The organism is Kurthia sibirica, assembly GCF_003143975.1.
Lineage (GTDB): Bacteria > Bacillota > Bacilli > Bacillales_A > Planococcaceae > Kurthia > Kurthia sibirica.
The window spans coordinates 26,929-44,557 of sequence record NZ_QFVR01000009.1 but is presented as its reverse complement, the minus strand read 5'-3'; the positions used below and the strand labels follow the sequence as shown (position 1 = coordinate 44,557).

The window sequence follows — 17,629 nt, the reverse complement described above, 5'->3', positions numbered from 1 at the left end:
TTATGAGGTATTTTCTATTATGTAAAAGTATTTAATTACGAATATGTATACCCATATTGAATAATTAGAAAACAAAAACATCCATTCTCCGCCAAGGATAGTAGTCAATTGGCTTTGAAATGGACGTTTAGTTTATATATATTCAATACGTATTTTTATTTGTGTAACATAATTATCTATTGTAGCTACTGCAGCTTCTTCAAAAACGTATTCCTCATAAGAATCACCAACTAAGCGCATATTATGCTGCATACTAAAGTTCGTAATTTTTTCATAACTTTCTCCTTTTAAATGCTCTGGCCCAATATGGAAACCCACAATATATTGTCCTGCCGGCCTAATATGTTGTGGTATTACTAATTTTGTTGGTGCTATTTTTGTGTATAAAAAACGATAGTTTTCATACTGTTTTGCCAGCCTATTTTCATAGCTTAAAATTGCCCCAATCGGGTAACCAATATCTATTTTTTTCGCAAATAATTCTTCTAAAAATTCTGATACTGCGCCAACAAATTCCTTATCATTTGCGTGTTCTACCGAGGGACTCAAAAAGAATCGTTCTTCGTATTCTTCTACGATAGATATAGTTGTAAAATCGGTATCAATCCCATACTGAGTAAACGCAAGTTGCGTATCTATTATGCGTTCAAGCTGCTGTAAATGCGCCATTTTATCGCGTATTTGCCGCTTTTTATCTTCGAATAATTCTATCAGTTGTTGTGGTGATTTATTTGTCATAAATACTTTAATTTCTTTTAAGGGCATATCAAATTCCTTCAATAACTCGATTACACCGAAGACATAAAATTGTTGGTATGAGTAGTAACGATATCCATTTTTTTTTCTTATTTCAGGTTTTAATAGACCAATATCATCGTAATGAAATAGCGTTTGTTTTTTTACATGACACAAACGTGCAAATTCACCTGTTGTAAAAAAACCTTTTAGATTTTCTTGCATAGCAACACCCCTTCATAACTCATTGTAATCCATATTCTAAACTATTTTCATTTTTTTTAAAACTATAAAAAAAAGTCTTGACTGTCTGGTAACCATATAGTTTACGATAAGTAGTATTCACTAGTAGAAAGGACGAATTATGATGGCAACAACTACGAAGCAGCTTGATGAAATGTCATTCAAACTGCAAAAAACAAACCCTAGAAAACTTTTTATTTCTTATTTAATTCCTTCGTTGCTTGGCATGTTATTAATGGCGAGCAATATATTAGTCGATGGTATATTTGTCAGTCATGGTGTCGGGGAAGATGCATTAGCTGGTATAAACATTGCCACACCTATTTTCTCTATCTTATTAGCAGTATCACTCTGGATTGGCATGGGTGGTGCAACACTATTCTCTATTGCATTAGGAGAAGGGAAAAAGAAGGAAGCTCAATCCATTTTTACTCGTTCTGTTATTTTAACAAGTATCATTGTTGGTGTATTCATAATCATCGGTTTATGGAAACTCAAAGAAATTGCCTATTTATTTGGCGCTAGCGCCATCACCTACCCTTATGTCCGTGACTATTTATTTGTCATTTTATTATTTGGCTTCGTTTATGTATTGGAAAATATAATAAGTATTTTTATACGTAATGACGGTAATCCAAAACTTGCGATGACGGGTCTTGGTATTACTGCTATATTGAATATCATATTAAACTATTTCTTTATCTTCGTTTGGCAATGGGGTGTTACAGGAGCAGCCTATGCTACTGCTCTATCAACAGTAGTTGGCCTTGCTGTATTACTACTACACTTCAAACGACCTAACAGCCATTTAAAGTGGGCAAAACCAGATTTCCATGTTAAAAGCATGCTATCCATTTTACAAATTGGCTTACCAAGTTACGTTGTCGAAATGAGTTTTGCCCTGACCGTTGTGGCATATAATATTACCTTTTTATTTTTTGCTGGTACTATTGGGGTGACTTCTTACGCCATCATCAATTATCTACACGCTGTATTTCTAATGATTTTCATCGCAGTTGGTGCATCTCTTCAACCAATTGTGAGCTATCATTTTGGGGCCAAGCTCTATGATCGACTTCGTATTTTCTTAAAGCTTGGCATCTTAACAGCCATCGGTATTGGCGTCATGTTGTTTATCGTTGGGCTATTCGGTAAATCACTTATTCTTATGTTATTTGGTATTCAAGATGAAGCGGTAATTAACTATACGACAAAAGGAATTACATTATTTTTTGTCGGTTATTTATTTTTAGGTTTTAACCTGGTGATTGCCGAGTACTTCCAAGCAATCAAACGCATTCGTTTTTCGACTTGGATAGTGTTAACACGTAGCATTCTCCTCTTTATGCCCTTACTTTATGTATTACCAAAATTCGGGAATTCAGAGCTCATTTGGCTTGCCTTTCCAATTGCAGAAGGTTTAACGGCTATGGGTTTAATCATATTAATCATTAAAAACCCAAGGCTTCATCCCATTCCCAAAGAATAGGCTACTTATTGATGAACTGTAGTATCCACTGGTACTACAGTTTTTTTATATGATGCTATTTGCACTGACAATATTTGAAAAACGACAGGTAATTTTATAGTAGATCTAGTTATGAGTAAAATTATATTTTTCTATTTAGCTCAAATATGAATCATCAAATCAATTGAACGCGCAAAAAACGACTCTGTGTCAAATGTTGGGGTGAATGAAATTGGATTTTCAATTTCATTCACCTTTTTCATTTAGCCCAAATGTAAACCAACTTCTTTATACTTTAATGTTAGTAAAATCTTCGCTCTCAATCGATCAAATCGTTTATAACCATATGCGTTTCGTTTCATTGATTCCTATCCATTACAACGATTTCTACTTGATCACCGAACCTTTGTAAGTACTGTTTTATCGTATCTTTTCGACGATTTGGCAAGATAGCAATCGGTTCATGTGTTTCTGCATTGGCAATGATTAGTTGGAATTTACCTGCATTTGTATCTCCTTTATATGCATCAATTGCGATTGCTTTTGGTAGCGTGACACCTAACACTAATTGTTGTTCTGCGACTTGATCAAAACGACGAATAACAGTTGAACTAGATGTCCCCATTTTCTCAGCAACTGATTGGAATGTAGGTGATTTAACGCATAGCATTTGAATCGCTTGATGCCATTCTTTTGAAAAACGTTTTCCACAAGAACAGACATAGCGTCGACGCTTATAATATAAAACCGTAAGTCGTTCAAACCATTTTAAATGGTTCATTTTTTGTATTCGATCATCCTGTACTTTCGAAGTAATTGACTGACAAGCTGGACAAATAGGTGAATGCTTCGGCATTTCTATAAAAAGAGCATACTTACCCTCAATTTCTTCCATTTTGGTGACTAAAATATCTTTTAATCCTGGGATATTCATGATAGACTTCATATAGCACAGCTCACCTTTCTGCCTTTACTTATTATTCAGTATTTTAAGTATAGAAGATTTGGTGAACCTGTGCTTTTTTCTGTCTATTTTTAGGTATGTTTATCATGATTAAAAGAAATGGCGAAGACTCCTGCCGAAAAACAAGTAGTAAGCAATCCTTTATTTTCACCTACGGTGAAAATAAAAAGTGCGATACTTGTCGGCGGAAAGCTTTCGCTATTTCTAATTGTCTAAAACATGAATTGTTTTAATACCCCAACATATATAATAGAACCCAAAAAATGACTCCTGCAGGAATAGCATGATCTGAAAACCTCACAGGGACGCAGTGACGAGGCGTTTGAAAACATGTCCGCGGAAAGTGTTTTTCAAAGCGGAAATGACTTAAAATGAATAATCCCGTATGATTTCGAAAAATCATACGGGATTTTCTTTGTTGAAAATACGTTTGTCTCAGGCTCTTCATCCAAAGTGCCTAAGTGAAATGACCGCATCTAAATTATATGCGATACGCCCTTAATCAAGCATGTTTTTAAATGTTATAATGCATAGGTTTTTTGTACTCGTTCATTGTGAGAACTCACCATTGCTGTTTTATTTGCTTGTGGTTCAATATGCAATTTCGCCATATTGACAGCATTAACAGCATCTTGAAAGCATCCTACTAACAAATTAACTTTACCGCTATAACTTGCGATATCACCTGCTGCAAATAACCCTGGAATAGCTGTCACTGTTTGTGCAGTCGTTTCAACATAAAAGTCATTGACACGTCCTAATTCCTTAGATAATTTAAAATCAATTGATTGGTCCATATCAAAGCCGTGACTTACAATTAAATGGTCAACGGCGACTTCTGTTTCACTTTGATCTATTGTATTTTGTAATACTATTTTTTCAATGGCTCTTGTCTCATCATTTGCAATAACACGATGAATCGTTGTATTTAGTTGCACATGTGCATGGTCTTTTAAAAATGTAACCTGTGATTCATGTGCACTCAATTCTTCTCCTCGGTAAACGACATGAATCTCTTTCGCGATGCCTTTTAACTCGTTTGCCCAATCGATTGCCGTATTACCACCACCCGATACAACAACATGTTGGTCTCGGAATTGTTCAAAACTACGTACGACATAATGTAGGTTTTTCAAATCTGCTTTTGGTACACCATCAACCGACAGTTTCTGTGGATTAATAATACCACCACCAACTGCAAAAATAACGGTTTTACTATAATGTGATCCTGTATTCGTGTGAATATCAAAAATACCATCTGCTCGTTCTTCCAATTGTACTACCTTTGTATTCAATTCAACCGTTGGATTAAATGTTAATGCCTGTGCAATTAATTGTTTGATGAAGGCGTCACCAGTAATAGGTGGTTGACCACCAATATCCCAAATTTTCTTTTCGGGGAATAATTGTACCTTACCACCTAAAGAGGATTGGTATTCTATTATTTTCGTTTTCATCCCTCGAAGTCCACTATAAAAAGAGGAATATAAACCTGCTGCTCCTCCACCAATAATCGTTACATCATATAGATCATGCATTTAAATCGCTCCAGTCTGCCAGTTTCAGTTTTGACAATGATAATCATTATCACTATAATAACACTTTTTTAGTTATTTGCCCAACTTATTTGTTGTTTTCTCCTATAAATTGATGGTGATTGACCTGTTTGTTTTTTAAAGACACGACTGAAATAAAAACAGTCATCATAACCAACGCGCTCCGCTACTTCTGCAATCGATAGCTCTGCTCGTTCTAATAGTATTTTTGCTTTTGAAATACGGTATTCTGTAATATATGTGTTAGGTGATAAACCTGTATGTTTTTCAAATAGATACGCCAATCTGCGTCTTTCAAGATTATATTTATGCGCAATCTTTGTAACATTTATTTTATCTGTATAATTCTCTTGGATATATTTAATAATTAAATCCATCGTTTCTACCGTTGCTTGTAGCTGTTGATCTCGAGCGCCTTCCACACAATATTGCAAAAGTTGGTAAAATAATGCACGACGATTTAAAGCTGCCATTGCCCCTGGTAATGCTTGTACTGCGATTAACTGATCAATCGGCTGACGATATAAATTGCTATCTGATATTCTCAATAAAAAAGTCCGATGATACACTTTTTCAGTACTCACTTGTTCATCAATCGTATATTGTACAACAGCGTATTTAAAATCGCCATTACCACAATTTTCCAGATGAAGCATATGCTCTTTACTAATGTGTAAAATGCGGCCTGGTGTCATAAAAAAACGTTCTTGACCTGCGTGAATCCAAGCATTACCTTCCAACGGGAAAATTAACGCACTCGATTGTGTATGTATATGTGTAAATGTTGCTTGCACTGAAGCCTCATCAGTAAAAATATTCGATAATGAAATTGATGCGTTAGCAAAGTAAGAAGTAATATCAATCATTGTGGTATCCATATCAAAACCTCCATGTTCTTATCATGATTATAAATGATAATGATTATCAATTTCAAGCTAATTGATAAAAATTCTCAATAATTTTTTTATTTATATACGCTTAATTATTTAAAAACCCCGCTATAGCGCTCTTTTAACACCTAAATTTATTGTTTTAAAAATCGCTTCTCAAGTTCTGATTTTTGTATAGCTGAAAGGTGATTAGATCCTTTTCCATAACTAGATTGTTTGCTTACAGATTGTTTAAATCGTTCTAGCTCACCATTTTTATACTAGCATGTCCACGTTTCAACTTGTGTGCTATTTTGACTATTTAATGCTGTTAAAATTTGCTTGGTTGGAACACCAGCGAATTTCATCTGAACAGCTTTCATTTTAACTTCGTATGGGTAACTTATACGTATGCTCATAAAAAATACACCTCCAAAAAATAATAGGTATCTATACCCGAATTCTTTGAAGATGCTTTGTTGTTTTCTCTAATCTGAAGGGATCAGATCAGTCCCCTTCCTAAATGACGACCTTTTTTAATCAGTTAATAATAACCCTTCCACCATTTTAAAGTTACTTTTTGCAACCATTTCTTAGAGTCGATTACTTCTTTTTTCACTTCTTCAACTAATGTTGTTTTCTTCGTAGCTATCCCACCATACCGTAATGCTTGATAGGCGATAAACGATTCCTCATAAAGTTTTAAAGTTTCTTCACTTAATTCACCATTTAATTGATTTAATTGTTCGTGTAATGGCTGATTCATACAATTAATCCCCATTATATTTTCAAACCAATAATGAACCAACTGAATCGATGCTACGATACTTTCTTTTTCATTTTCACTTGTCACTTGCTGCCATAATAAACGAATGACTTTTCTTCTTTTTCTTAATTTCAATAGAAGAATTACGCCTATTACGAGAACAATGAACAGCAGTAGAATAATCGATACAACTTGCCATTTGATTGTTTCTTTTTCCTTTTTAGGTTGTGGTGAAAGTATCTCTGGTCGTTCTTCGATTTGCGTTTTATGATTGCTAGCTGACGCCATATTACTTTGTGCGTCATTTGATTGGCTTGTACTATGTCCTGCTTCACTTTCTGGTGTATACGCCACTTTAATTTTAGGCATTATTTGAATAAATGGTGTCGTTACTTCAATCGGCACCCAACCAATTTGATCGATGTAAATTTCCGTCCAAGCATGTGCATTTTTTTCTCGCACTTTTATTTCTTCATATGCTTTCTTTTCTTCTACTAATTGAGGCGTTACGAGATATCCTTCAACATATCTTGCTGGTATCCCCATCATTCGAAATGCCAAAGTACCAATTGTCGCATAATGCGTACTAAAGCCGCTTCTCTCTGTTTGCCAAATGGCAGAGACTACATCATCCTCTTTGAGTTCTACAGCCTTTTTATACGTCATTTTTTCGTCTAATTTTTTTTGTACATATTCAATCGCTTCTTCATAAGATAGATCTTTCTTATGAAGAAAATCATCTGCTACTACTTCTTCATTTTCTTTCGATACATCAAGATAGTTTTCATAAACAACTTTACGGTAATTTCCTTCTAATTTTAAATAAGATTCTATTTCCTTATTCTTTTCTTTTAACTTCGCTGCACTTAATGCGTAGTTTTGTAAACTTCCTGTCTGAATGCCATATGTATAGTCCTTCTTACTAAATAATTTTTCATTGTATGTCAAACCATCTAAATTTAAATTGGTAGATTTTTGAAAAGAATTCAATTCATAAGGTACATAAGCATACTTAGTCATTGCATGGTCTAGATGAATGACGACATTCGATTGTTCTACTTTCCCTTGTGCTTTCTGTAACTGGCTTAGCATGGTATTACTTGTGAAACGGCCTTTTTCCAACCAATAAAAATAGGAATCTACCGCCAGAGCCTTTTCATTTGAAAGAGCTCTCCACTCATTGCGATTAAATGAACTTCCGATAAAACCTTTTAAATACATCGCTTGAGGTTGCTCCATTCGTACAGTCAAAGCAATAGCCTCAGATTGTGAAAGCTTTTCAACTTTTTGTACTTGTCCCTCTTCAAAAGTTGTTGCATCATTTACATTAAAGCGCTTATCATGTACGATTTCGTTGACCTTCTGTGGCATAAATTGCAGTGGATTTCCCCATTGTTTTTCAACTAGATACAGCAGTGAAAACAATAGCACTAATGGAATACCTCTTTGCAACAGAATCTTCCAATTACTATTTAATGAGCTTTTCCAACTATAGTAAAGGGAAAATTGTGTCATGATTATTAATAAAGCACTTACAAATTGCTCTTTTTGTAAAATAATAAAAAGGAGGATTGCCACCCCTGTTATCACTAGAGTAAGCCACCTTTTATTCCATGTTAATAGCAATAAATGTAGGCTTAAAATAAATAATGTAAACAGTACTAATGACTCTATTGCTGGCTCCATAAGCGGTAGTTTCCATCTATATAGACGTGTAATTTCTACACTAAAGGTATTCCAAATTGAAAAAAACATTTGCAGCATCCAATAACTGCTTATCGCGATCAATCCTATTAATAGCATGTAGAAATACTTTCTAATGCGCCATTTTTGAATGAAAATACCACATAGAATCATACTTGTATTGAGTAACATAGCAAGTAATGACTGCATAAAACAAAAGAGGATTGCATTGGACCAAATGATGTATAAAAGAAGCCATCTTTTCTGGTCATTAATGATTTTTCGGACCGCTGACATTAATAACGCACCTCTTTCCCTAATACTTTTAAATCTTCTTCCAGATGACTTTCTGTAATCGCCCAGGCATGTACTCGTCTCTCTTGTAAGACAATGTGATGCGCTTGGCTATATAACTGATTTAATTGTTGATCATTGCTAATAATGATCGCATTTTTTGGTACTTCATTAGGAACCCCTAATGTAGCTCCTTGTAAAATGTCATACGTTATCTGCTTAATCGTCATATGTTCAATGAAATGATTCTGATCATTCATCCAAAAATGACTTCGTATCCCTTTTTGCTGTAATACTAGCAATACAGATAAATAGACTTCTATTAGTAAGGTTTGTTGCATTGGCGTTGCTTCTTCCATTTTCAAATAGGCAACAACATCCGATTGAATTTGTTCATGACTTTCTACTATGACAAGTTCATCAACTTTAGAAGATAATTTCCAGTGGATTTGATTGATTCGATCACCTTTAACATAGGGACGAATACCAAAGCGTTCTTCCTTATTTTTAATAGAAACTTGATATTTCTCAGTCGTTTCGCTTGTATGATTCAACAGTTGTTGTTGGAAAACATCTGCTATTTCATATGTTTTAGGTAAAACAAAGACGATTTGTTCATCATTAATCGCATATTTTTTTTGAAAAAAGCCGATTTCTTCAAACTGCTCCAATGTAATCGTACAAGCGCCGATTTCTTCAAATACATGAGGAAATTGAATAACTTTTTCACTTTTCGCTGCTATTTCAATTGGCCAATTGATCAAAACTTCTGATTTCGAATGCTCATTAAAAACAGTTAATTGCATTTGCCCATTACTAATTGGAAAAAGAGAATCATTATGTAATTTCACTTCAATTTTAAAAGGATTTCCTCTCTCAACTTCTGTTCTATTAAGATCTAAATGAAAGCTTAATCTTTTTTTAATTGATTTAAGTTTTAAATAATTTGTAAAAGCAAAGAATAGCCAAATAAAAATTAACCAAAAGAAGATTGAATTACTAACGAATACGGTCGCAATTAATAATAGTAAGAGAATCCTTATTTTTTTCATCCAATTACCCCTTATCTAGCCACATAATCCGGTGTTTTTGTGTTCAATAATACGTCTTTTAATACGTCGCATGCAGTTAATGTCGTTTGCGGTTGCAAAATAACACGATGCTGACAAAGATCAACAAATACAGCCATAATATCTTCAGGAATAACATAACTTCTTCCTTTAATAAATGCCCAAGCTTTTGCCGCTTTACAGATAGCTAAAGCTCCTCGAGGACTTACACCATATAAAATATTGGTATTATTTCTCGTGTCTACTGTCAATCTTGTGACATAGGCTAAAAGCTCCTCTGTCATTAAAACATCACCTACTCTATTTTGTAGTTCAATGAGTTCATGGGCTGATAGAACCGCTCGAATCTCATCTAAAGGCTGTTTTTTCTGTCTGTTTCTTAATAACTCAACCTGGCTTTCAAAATCAGGATAACCAATTGATAATTGCAACATAAAACGATCTAATTGCGCTAAAGGCAATGCCTGCGTGCCAGCTGAACCAATGGGATTTTGAGTTGCCATAACAATAAATGGTTTAGGCATTTCATGACGCTCTCCATCCACTGTAACAGCCCCTTCTTCCATTACTTCTAATAAGGCTGACTGTGTACGACTTGATGTACGATTAATTTCATCCCCTAAAATGAAGTGGCTCATGACTGCTCCTTTTTGATAGCTGAAGGTTTGACGTTCACGATCATAATAAGTAAAGCCAACAACATCCGAAGCCGTCACATCTGGCGTAAACTGAATACGACTGAAGTCTAAACCAAATACTTTACTAAAGGCTAATGCCAATGTTGTTTTACCAACGCCTGGGACATCTTCTAGTAAAATATGACCCTCTGCTAAAATAGCCATAAGAACTTTTTCGACGATATTCTGCTTACCTGAAATCACTTTATTTACTTCATTGACTACTTCTACTACTTGATTATTCATTTAAATTCTCCTATCAAATTTTTAGTTGATTGCAGTAATTCTTCATAGTTAATAATATTCGAATCGAATGGTCGAACGATTCTCGAAATTGCTGGTGTATAGTAATGATTGTTTGAAAAAAAGATTCTTGGTGATTGTTTTTCCAATACCTTGCCATCAAAAAATAACGCCACACTCGTTGCAACCTTTACGGCAAATTCTAAATCATGTGTAACAATTAAAATGGCACATGACTGTTGTTTTAGTTGCAGTAATAAATCGGCCATTTGGTTTTTTGAAAATAAATCGAGTCCTTTTGTCGGTTCATCTAGTAAGAGGATTTTCGGGTTATTCAATAATAGTTTAGCTAAAGCAACTCGTTGAATTTCACCACCACTTAAATCCTCTGGATGTTTATGAAGGTAGTTTTCTATATTTAGTTTGGCGACTACTTCATCTATTTTCACAGGATCTATTTCTAATCGACGGCAATATTTTTCAAAATCCTTTAAAACTGTTTTTTCAATAAATAATGCTAAGGGGTTTTGTGGTAAATAACCGATTGACTTACGTGAGGCATACAGACTCTTCAACTTTTTCTGTTTGACACCGTCAATGAATAACTCCCCTGCATAAGGGTTCTTCTGTCCCGTAATTATTTTTAATAAAGTTGTCTTCCCCGAACCATTGTTTCCGAAAATCGTCATGATTTCATTTTCTGCGATAGAAAAATGAATATTTTTTAAAACGTCGCGTCCTTTTCTATCGTATCTAAAAGAAATATTTTTCAACTTTAGTACTTCTGTCGTATAAGTGCTTGGTAAATCCTTAATAAAAGGCAATTGACTTATATGGTACTTTTTCAATAATTGAATACTTTCTTTTACCGTAAATGGAGCATCTTCTAGTCCCAGGTCATGACTTAATAACAAACCTGGCGGAAGTACTTGACGTACCATATTTTCATGACCAGATAAGTATTCGAGAATTTTATTTGTTGGACAAGAAAATCTCACTTCCCCACCCTCTAAAAAAGTCATACTTGTTGCTAAAGGAAACAATGCTTGTACACGATGTTCAATCAAAATAATTGTCGTACCCAACTCATCATTAACACGCTTAAGTAGATGGATAAAATCAGTAGCTGCTAAAGGATCGAGTTGAGCGGTTGGTTCATCTAATAATAAAATATCCGGTCGCATAATTAAGGCACTTGCTAAATTTAAAATTTGTTTTTGTCCACCCGATAAGTAGGCTGTTTTCTCATGAAGCCAACTTTCTATTTTTAAAAAGTGAACCATTTCAGCCATTCTATTTTGAATTTCATCACTTGGAATACCTAAATTCTCTAAACCAAAAGCAAGCTCTTGTAAAACATCTTCAAAAATAATTTGATCATTTGGATTTTGATGAACAAAGCGGATCGTACGTACTAACTGTTCTTCGTTTAGATCCATCATATTTACACCATTAATCTCTATTTCACCTTCAAAATTTCCAAAAGGACGAAGTTGCTGTGAGAACATCTTTAGTAAAGTCGTTTTACCTGAGCCAGATGGTCCAAAAACCACATGAAATTCGCCCTCCTCAATCGTTAAATCAATCCTCTTTAAAATTCTCTCTTCCGTTGGTAATGTAAAACTTACATTTTTGATTTGTAATAAAACCATGTGATTCGTCCTTTCAGTTCTAAGAACAATGGCCAAACCATTGCCAGAATGATTACTAAATGCTGACTCTTTTGTTCGATTATTTTGGTTTCTGGAAAATAATAAAATCTTAATTCATCCCAGTAAAATAATAGTGTAATTGTTGCAGCCAATAGAAGTATCAGTTGGCTATAGGCACTTCCATTAAATGAAAAGCGTTTAAAAGTCGTTCTTCTACTCGTATTAAATGCTCTTGTTTTTATTAAGGTCCATTTATTAAAGGTATTTTCTAGCGCCCAAAAGATAGAATCTGCGAGGAGTTGAAGCGTGGCAAAATAACGATCAAATCTACTTTTCGTAGCAAAATAACCATTGATTTTTTGTACTTCTACGCGTTCTTTATAATGTTCTTTAATTGTTGGGATAAAGCGGATACATAATGCGAGGAAAACACCTACTGTCGGGATAAATGCTGTAAAGACATAAATAATCCGATTGGATGGCAACGTATGGATCATCACTTGAATCGATAACAAGAAAAAGGCAACCAAAAGCGCTGTAAACATACTATATTTCAACACTTCAACCGTTACAGGTAAATCATTTAAATAAAACATTGGCGTGATGCCATTATGATAAAAATAAAGAAACCCTATGACTATTAATAGGGTTAGACTGACGATAAATACTAATTCATTGAGTACATGCTGAAGCGTACTATACGATAGAAGCAAGATAATCATAGTTAGGCAGGCGATACTTACAAGTTGTGGCTCATTTAATAAGCTAATAACAATTATACAAATCAAATAATAAATAATAAGTACGCTTGGATGTAGTTCTTTAAAATTTTTCATTTATTGCCGCCCTCCTATATCGTTTCCTAAATTAGTCGTATATTGTAACGCCACAACATCCCCTTCTTTTAATTTATAACGGCTTATCCCTTTATTCGGAAACGATTCATTCACTCGATACATCCACCCACTATTACTACCTGCAGAAAATTCATATAAATAGTTGATGCCTTGAACGTACACACTATTAAAAGAATTATCAGTAGCACCCTGATACTCCATTTGTATTTTATTCTGTCTTGTTGCACGTAGTAATAGGTCAAATGCTGTATCATTTTTTCTCAGCACATAAGCTGTTTTTTTCAGAATGACACCATCAGACGGCATGTATTTTAGTAGTTCAGGCTTTAGTAACTTTTCATTTTTTTTTATACTTCTCGCGTCAATTGATAAATAAACAATAGGGGTTTCTTCCGTTATTGTATCTTTCGTGACACTTTCATACTGTTCGACTGATTGAATTTTTGTTCCTGAAAAAAAGATGGCAATTAATAATGCGATACATACGACGAGCAAAAAGTCTTTTTTCATTGTTCTTCCATCTGCTTTCTCTTATTTTTTATACGTTTAAAGATAAATAGAAGGCTACTCGCTACTAACAAAATACTGGCAATAATCTTCAACCATTTCTGTTGTTTTAAAGATTTTATTTGATCGACTGATTGTTCAATATCACTATGGTTGACGATTTGTTGCTGTTCATATTTTGATAACTCCTCATATTTCGCATTAATTTCTAGAACCTTTTCCTCATCTTTTAACGTGAGGGAGGTAAATGGATATAACGCTACAATGACTTCATTATTCAAGTCATTGACTTTTTGCTGTAATTGTTCAATCTCTTTCTTTCTTTTTTGTAAGATCGCGATTTCTTTCGTATTTGTTTTCTTTACTTGGTCTAATAATGCGATTACTTCAACGTAATCTGCAGTGGACACATCTTTCGGTAAGTGATGAATCCTCTGTAAATCCTTTGTTGTCAATCCTTTATTCTTTACTCTATCATTTGAAAAAAGTTGAACAGGTGTCATCGTCATTGAATGATTGTTAGAATGAATGGTTGAAAGTTTGGTGTCATCTAATGATTGATTATATTGCTTTGCCAATTCAATCAATTTCTTATAGTTTGCAACATAAGAGCGCTCCTCAGCTGGAATTTCTTCATATAGTTGAAGTATCTCTTTTAGCTCTTCTGAAGAATCACTCTTGTCTATCGCTTTTTCTACTTGAGCTATTTTTTCTTTTATTTTTTCTGACTGCTCCTCTCTAAAGTCATATAAATTCCGTGTATTTGTTTGCTGTCTTAATAATGCGACGAAAGCATATAGTGCCTGTTCTGTTGCCATAGTATTCGATTCATCAGGTAAGGATGTTGGATTCGTTTCATCGTATATTTTCGAATGAATGAAGCCTCCATCAGGTTGGAAAAACTGCATCATTCCATCAATGGATGAAAAACCATTTTTTATATAGCGTTCATCCTTTTGTGGATCGATATGTAACGATGTTAATGCGACAACTACTTGAGCTGTTGTTTCTAAATTTTCTAATCCATCCTGTGCAAAGGCACCTGAATCTGTTTGATTCTTTCTAATAAATTCAAGTGCTCGATCAATGACCGTTCGAACCTTTTCCCCGGAAAATTCTTCTTCACTATTGTAATAAGGTGCCAATGCTTGAATCGTCATAGCTGTTAAATCAATATTCGATTCCCCTTTTAATAAAGAGAAGCCTCCATCTTGCTGTTGTGCATCGATAATCTTTTGAATGATTTGTTGACGATTTTCAAATGCCATTTTCGGAACTTTATACTTCATTGAATCCAACGCAATTAATCCCCAAGTTAAACCATTGATACCTTGTGAATTTAAGGCCTTCATTTTGCCTCTATTATATACACCGTCTGCTATTAGATTGATTTCTTCATTATTTACATTCGTCGGATCGCCTCCAACTGCTAAATAAGCTAAAGTGATACGATGCCACTCTGTTGCTTTCGATTCACTTAACTTTTCACTTCGCATATATCTTTTTGAAACTACTTCATTTAGCATCGATTTATAAATTGCATACTGATCGTTATAACCGGCTCTTGCCATGGCAAAAACATACCAATCGACTGAAGTATTCCCAGTCTCTTTCAAAAGTTCATAGTTTAACAAACTATCTTTTGAACTAATGTTTAACGTAGCTTTTTTCCAATTGATGATGCCTTCAATCTTCTCTTTCGTCTCCGTTTCATTCATTGCAGAAACTTTATTCGTAAAACCGAACAGAAGAAGAATAAATAAACTAAAGAGAAGAAGTTGTTTGAACCATTTCATGTTATTTTGCGCCTCCATTCCCATAACCTGAATCGCCACCTAAAAGAACGGTATAGCGAATTTCAATGACATCGCCATCTAAAAAGACTGCATCAGAAAATCCATAGTTAGGGAAATCCCCATTTATAGAGTAGAGCCAACCTGATATAGGTGTGAAATCAAATTCGCCTAATTCCCCTTCGACGTAATTTTCTACATCATAATCGACTTCATTTTTTTCTAAATCTTTCAAAATATCACTCGGTAATTTAATGCCATTTGTTAAGCCTTGTTTTTTTAATACAGCTAGATAAAAGGAGCTGTCCAATGTACCCGTACTCGAATATGTGAAGCCATTTGCTTTTAAGAACGCATCTAAAATATATGCACCATTTTTTCCTTCATATAATTCGACAGTCGTTGGCGGGACTATAGAACCCAAGCCTACAGTTGAACCATCAATACTAATCGTGGCGTGACCAATTACATCACCGGAATCAATATTTTTAGCGTACACTGTAAAGCTTTTCGTCGTTATTCTTCCTTCTTTATCCCAAGCCTTAATGACAACATTATTTTTACCTTGCTGAAGCTTTAATTTATAGCTCGTTCTTTCTTGGTCATCCCAAATTAATGTCGCCTTTTTATTATTAACGAGTACATTGAGGTTACTCGCAAAGATTCTTTGTTCATTTGCATCAGTTGCCCAAATGGCAATATTTTTCACCGTACCGTTTACTTGAATATTATTTTTCAAATCTGTACGGATGATCGGTCCATTTTCATCATCTGGAACGATATTCGAATTATTGTCATCGACTGGCGCTGTATAATAAATCGTATAAGTTAAACGTTTTTGATCTCCTTCAAATTCGCTTTCAACGGTAATCGTATTTTTCCCTTCTTGTAATAGATCAGAAAAATAATGATTTTTCTCCTTTAATTGCTTGTTATTTAGTTTTGCAATTAATGGAATTTCATGGTCATCAATAGTCGCTCTTGCGTAAAAAGTGATTTCCGCATTTGTCGTTTGCATATTTCTTAAATCTGTTTCAATTACTATTTTCGATTGTTTTTCTTCATATATTATATGAAGTACTTGCTGCTTCTTTTCTCCCGCTCGTTCAACTTCAATAACAAATTCATTTCTACCTTCATTTAAACTTGCTTTGTATTGACCATCTACAGTTTTTACTAAAGTTGTTCCTTCTAATGAAACTTCAGGTTCTATACTCTCTTCATTGAATCTGGCCTGTGCTGTAAAATAAATGACTTTCTCAGACGTTTTATATTCATCGATTAAATTCGTTTGAATGACTAATTTATTCTCGATAAAGAAAACTTCATAGGAGCGTTGCACCATAGTTTTCTTTTCATCATCATAAATAATTGTTATCTCAATGGTGTTTTTCCCTTGAATAAGCTCTACTTGACCACTAAAATCATTTAATAAATTGGCGTTCAAGCTAATCGCTGTTTTTTTCACTTGACTATTCTTATTTTTTTGAGTAATTGAAAAAGTATATTCTTTTTTAGAAACCATTTCTCCATCTTTAATCGATGTGATAAAGTATGGATTTTCTTCTTTCTCTCCTTGAACGATTTCTATGTCATCACTCGTAGGCTTTTCATCTTCTTTTTCCTGTGGAGTGGATTGTTCACGATTTACATTTGAATCATTACCTTCTTTCTTAGAATGATTGACTTCCTTTGGTATTTCTGCCGTTTTCCCCTTGCTATTATTACTTGAAATATCATTTGAATTTACTTTTTCACTGTCTGTATTGCTTTCTTGTTGATTATTTTCAAATGGCTGTTGTTTCTCTTTTTTTTCTTTTACGACTTCCTTCGACACCTCTCTATCAGAGGAGTCACTTTCTTTTTCTTCGTTATTTAAAGTTGTTGTCTCTCTTTGAAGCTCTGGATCCTCGGAATTTGTCGGTCCTTTATGTGCTTGAATCGACTCTTTTCCATCCACTCCTGTAAGTATAAGTTCCTTCGGTAACTCACTTGACTCCTCAAGTAGTGGGTTCTTCGGTATAGCTTCCTTACTATTTGCGAATGAAATGGCAAAAGAACTGAAAATCAATAAAATTATACTTACTATGTATAGTACTTTTCGTTTAAATACTTTTTTCACTGACAATAACCTCCGATTCTCAATTTACGAATAAGACTAAAATTATTCAGTCTCATTCGTAAAAATAGAATAGAGGGCCAATACAATTTAAACAAAAGAAATTAGAAATCACTTTTTAAGCGATTTCTAA

General features: G+C 34.1%; 14 protein-coding genes. 1 reads left to right on the top strand and 13 read right to left on the bottom strand.

Annotated features, from left to right (window positions below; all coding sequences use genetic code 11):
• Nucleotides 1–132 precede the first annotated feature (132 nt).
• A complete protein-coding gene (locus DEX24_RS08400) occupies nucleotides 133–960 on the bottom strand; it encodes a MerR family transcriptional regulator (protein WP_109305979.1) in 828 nt (275 codons plus the stop codon).
• 142 nt (nucleotides 961–1,102) lie between these two features.
• On the opposite strand from DEX24_RS08400, the gene DEX24_RS08395 reads away from it, so the two are divergent.
• On the top strand, nucleotides 1,103–2,467 hold the full coding sequence (locus DEX24_RS08395; protein ID WP_186819633.1) for an MATE family efflux transporter: 1,365 nt from the start codon (nucleotides 1,103–1,105) through the stop codon (nucleotides 2,465–2,467).
• Nucleotides 2,468–2,804: 337 nt separating this feature from the next.
• On the opposite strand, the gene DEX24_RS08390 is transcribed toward DEX24_RS08395, so the two are convergent.
• The 12 genes from DEX24_RS08390 to DEX24_RS08340 form a co-directional block, all read right to left on the bottom strand.
• Nucleotides 2,805–3,392 (bottom strand): helix-turn-helix domain-containing protein, encoded by a 588-nt coding sequence (locus DEX24_RS08390; RefSeq protein WP_109305978.1) that lies wholly within the window; start codon nucleotides 3,390–3,392, stop codon nucleotides 2,805–2,807.
• Nucleotides 3,393–3,931: 539 nt separating this feature from the next.
• Nucleotides 3,932–4,948: an NAD(P)/FAD-dependent oxidoreductase gene (locus DEX24_RS08385; protein WP_170112890.1), complete on the bottom strand. Its 1,017-nt coding sequence runs from the start codon at nucleotides 4,946–4,948 to the stop codon at nucleotides 3,932–3,934.
• A gap of 68 nt (nucleotides 4,949–5,016) precedes the next feature.
• Complete coding sequence (locus tag DEX24_RS08380) at nucleotides 5,017–5,844, bottom strand: helix-turn-helix transcriptional regulator (RefSeq protein ID WP_109305977.1); 828 nt, start codon at nucleotides 5,842–5,844, stop codon at nucleotides 5,017–5,019.
• A 272-nt stretch (nucleotides 5,845–6,116) separates the two neighbouring features.
• On the bottom strand, nucleotides 6,117–6,254 hold the full coding sequence (locus DEX24_RS17175) for a hypothetical protein (RefSeq protein ID WP_170112889.1): 138 nt from the start codon (nucleotides 6,252–6,254) through the stop codon (nucleotides 6,117–6,119).
• A 125-nt stretch (nucleotides 6,255–6,379) separates the two neighbouring features.
• Nucleotides 6,380–8,581, bottom strand: a complete 2,202-nt coding sequence (locus tag DEX24_RS08375) for a transglutaminase-like domain-containing protein (RefSeq protein ID WP_109305976.1) — start codon at nucleotides 8,579–8,581, stop codon at nucleotides 6,380–6,382.
• A complete protein-coding gene (locus tag DEX24_RS08370; protein ID WP_109305975.1) occupies nucleotides 8,581–9,630 on the bottom strand; it encodes a DUF58 domain-containing protein in 1,050 nt (349 codons plus the stop codon). The genes DEX24_RS08375 and DEX24_RS08370 overlap by 1 nt, the downstream gene beginning before the upstream one ends.
• 11 nt (nucleotides 9,631–9,641) lie before the next feature.
• On the bottom strand, nucleotides 9,642–10,571 hold the full coding sequence (locus tag DEX24_RS08365; RefSeq protein WP_109305974.1) for an AAA family ATPase: 930 nt from the start codon (nucleotides 10,569–10,571) through the stop codon (nucleotides 9,642–9,644).
• A complete protein-coding gene (locus DEX24_RS08360) occupies nucleotides 10,568–12,220 on the bottom strand; it encodes an ABC transporter ATP-binding protein (protein WP_109305973.1) in 1,653 nt (550 codons plus the stop codon). The genes DEX24_RS08365 and DEX24_RS08360 overlap by 4 nt, the downstream gene beginning before the upstream one ends.
• Entirely contained in the window at nucleotides 12,193–13,056 is an 864-nt protein-coding gene (locus DEX24_RS08355) for an energy-coupling factor transporter transmembrane component T family protein (RefSeq protein ID WP_109305972.1), read from the bottom strand. The genes DEX24_RS08360 and DEX24_RS08355 overlap by 28 nt, the downstream gene beginning before the upstream one ends.
• Entirely contained in the window at nucleotides 13,057–13,587 is a 531-nt protein-coding gene (locus tag DEX24_RS08350; protein WP_109305971.1) for a DUF4430 domain-containing protein, read from the bottom strand.
• A complete protein-coding gene (locus tag DEX24_RS08345) occupies nucleotides 13,584–15,380 on the bottom strand; it encodes a prenyltransferase/squalene oxidase repeat-containing protein (protein WP_146192976.1) in 1,797 nt (598 codons plus the stop codon). Before DEX24_RS08345 ends, DEX24_RS08350 begins: the two co-directional genes overlap by 4 nt.
• Nucleotide 15,381: 1 nt before the next feature.
• Nucleotides 15,382–17,499 carry a DUF4430 domain-containing protein gene (locus DEX24_RS08340; RefSeq protein ID WP_109305969.1) on the bottom strand — a complete coding sequence of 706 codons (2,118 nt, stop codon included), beginning with the start codon at nucleotides 17,497–17,499 and terminating at the stop codon, nucleotides 15,382–15,384.
• Nucleotides 17,500–17,629: the final 130 nt, after the last annotated feature.

Coding starts and splice junctions, on each gene's coding strand:
- DEX24_RS08400 (WP_109305979.1), bottom strand. CDS start 960: ATGCAAGAAAATCTAAAAGGTTTTTTTACAACAGGTGAATTTGCACGT.
- DEX24_RS08395 (WP_186819633.1), top strand. CDS start 1,103: ATGGCAACAACTACGAAGCAGCTTGATGAAATGTCATTCAAACTGCAA.
- DEX24_RS08390 (WP_109305978.1), bottom strand. CDS start 3,392: ATGAAGTCTATCATGAATATCCCAGGATTAAAAGATATTTTAGTCACC.
- DEX24_RS08385 (WP_170112890.1), bottom strand. CDS start 4,948: ATGCATGATCTATATGATGTAACGATTATTGGTGGAGGAGCAGCAGGT.
- DEX24_RS08380 (WP_109305977.1), bottom strand. CDS start 5,844: ATGGATACCACAATGATTGATATTACTTCTTACTTTGCTAACGCATCA.
- DEX24_RS17175 (WP_170112889.1), bottom strand. CDS start 6,254: ATGAGCATACGTATAAGTTACCCATACGAAGTTAAAATGAAAGCTGTT.
- DEX24_RS08375 (WP_109305976.1), bottom strand. CDS start 8,581: ATGTCAGCGGTCCGAAAAATCATTAATGACCAGAAAAGATGGCTTCTT.
- DEX24_RS08370 (WP_109305975.1), bottom strand. CDS start 9,630: ATGAAAAAAATAAGGATTCTCTTACTATTATTAATTGCGACCGTATTC.
- DEX24_RS08365 (WP_109305974.1), bottom strand. CDS start 10,571: ATGAATAATCAAGTAGTAGAAGTAGTCAATGAAGTAAATAAAGTGATT.
- DEX24_RS08360 (WP_109305973.1), bottom strand. CDS start 12,220: ATGGTTTTATTACAAATCAAAAATGTAAGTTTTACATTACCAACGGAA.
- DEX24_RS08355 (WP_109305972.1), bottom strand. CDS start 13,056: ATGAAAAATTTTAAAGAACTACATCCAAGCGTACTTATTATTTATTAT.
- DEX24_RS08350 (WP_109305971.1), bottom strand. CDS start 13,587: ATGAAAAAAGACTTTTTGCTCGTCGTATGTATCGCATTATTAATTGCC.
- DEX24_RS08345 (WP_146192976.1), bottom strand. CDS start 15,380: ATGAAATGGTTCAAACAACTTCTTCTCTTTAGTTTATTTATTCTTCTT.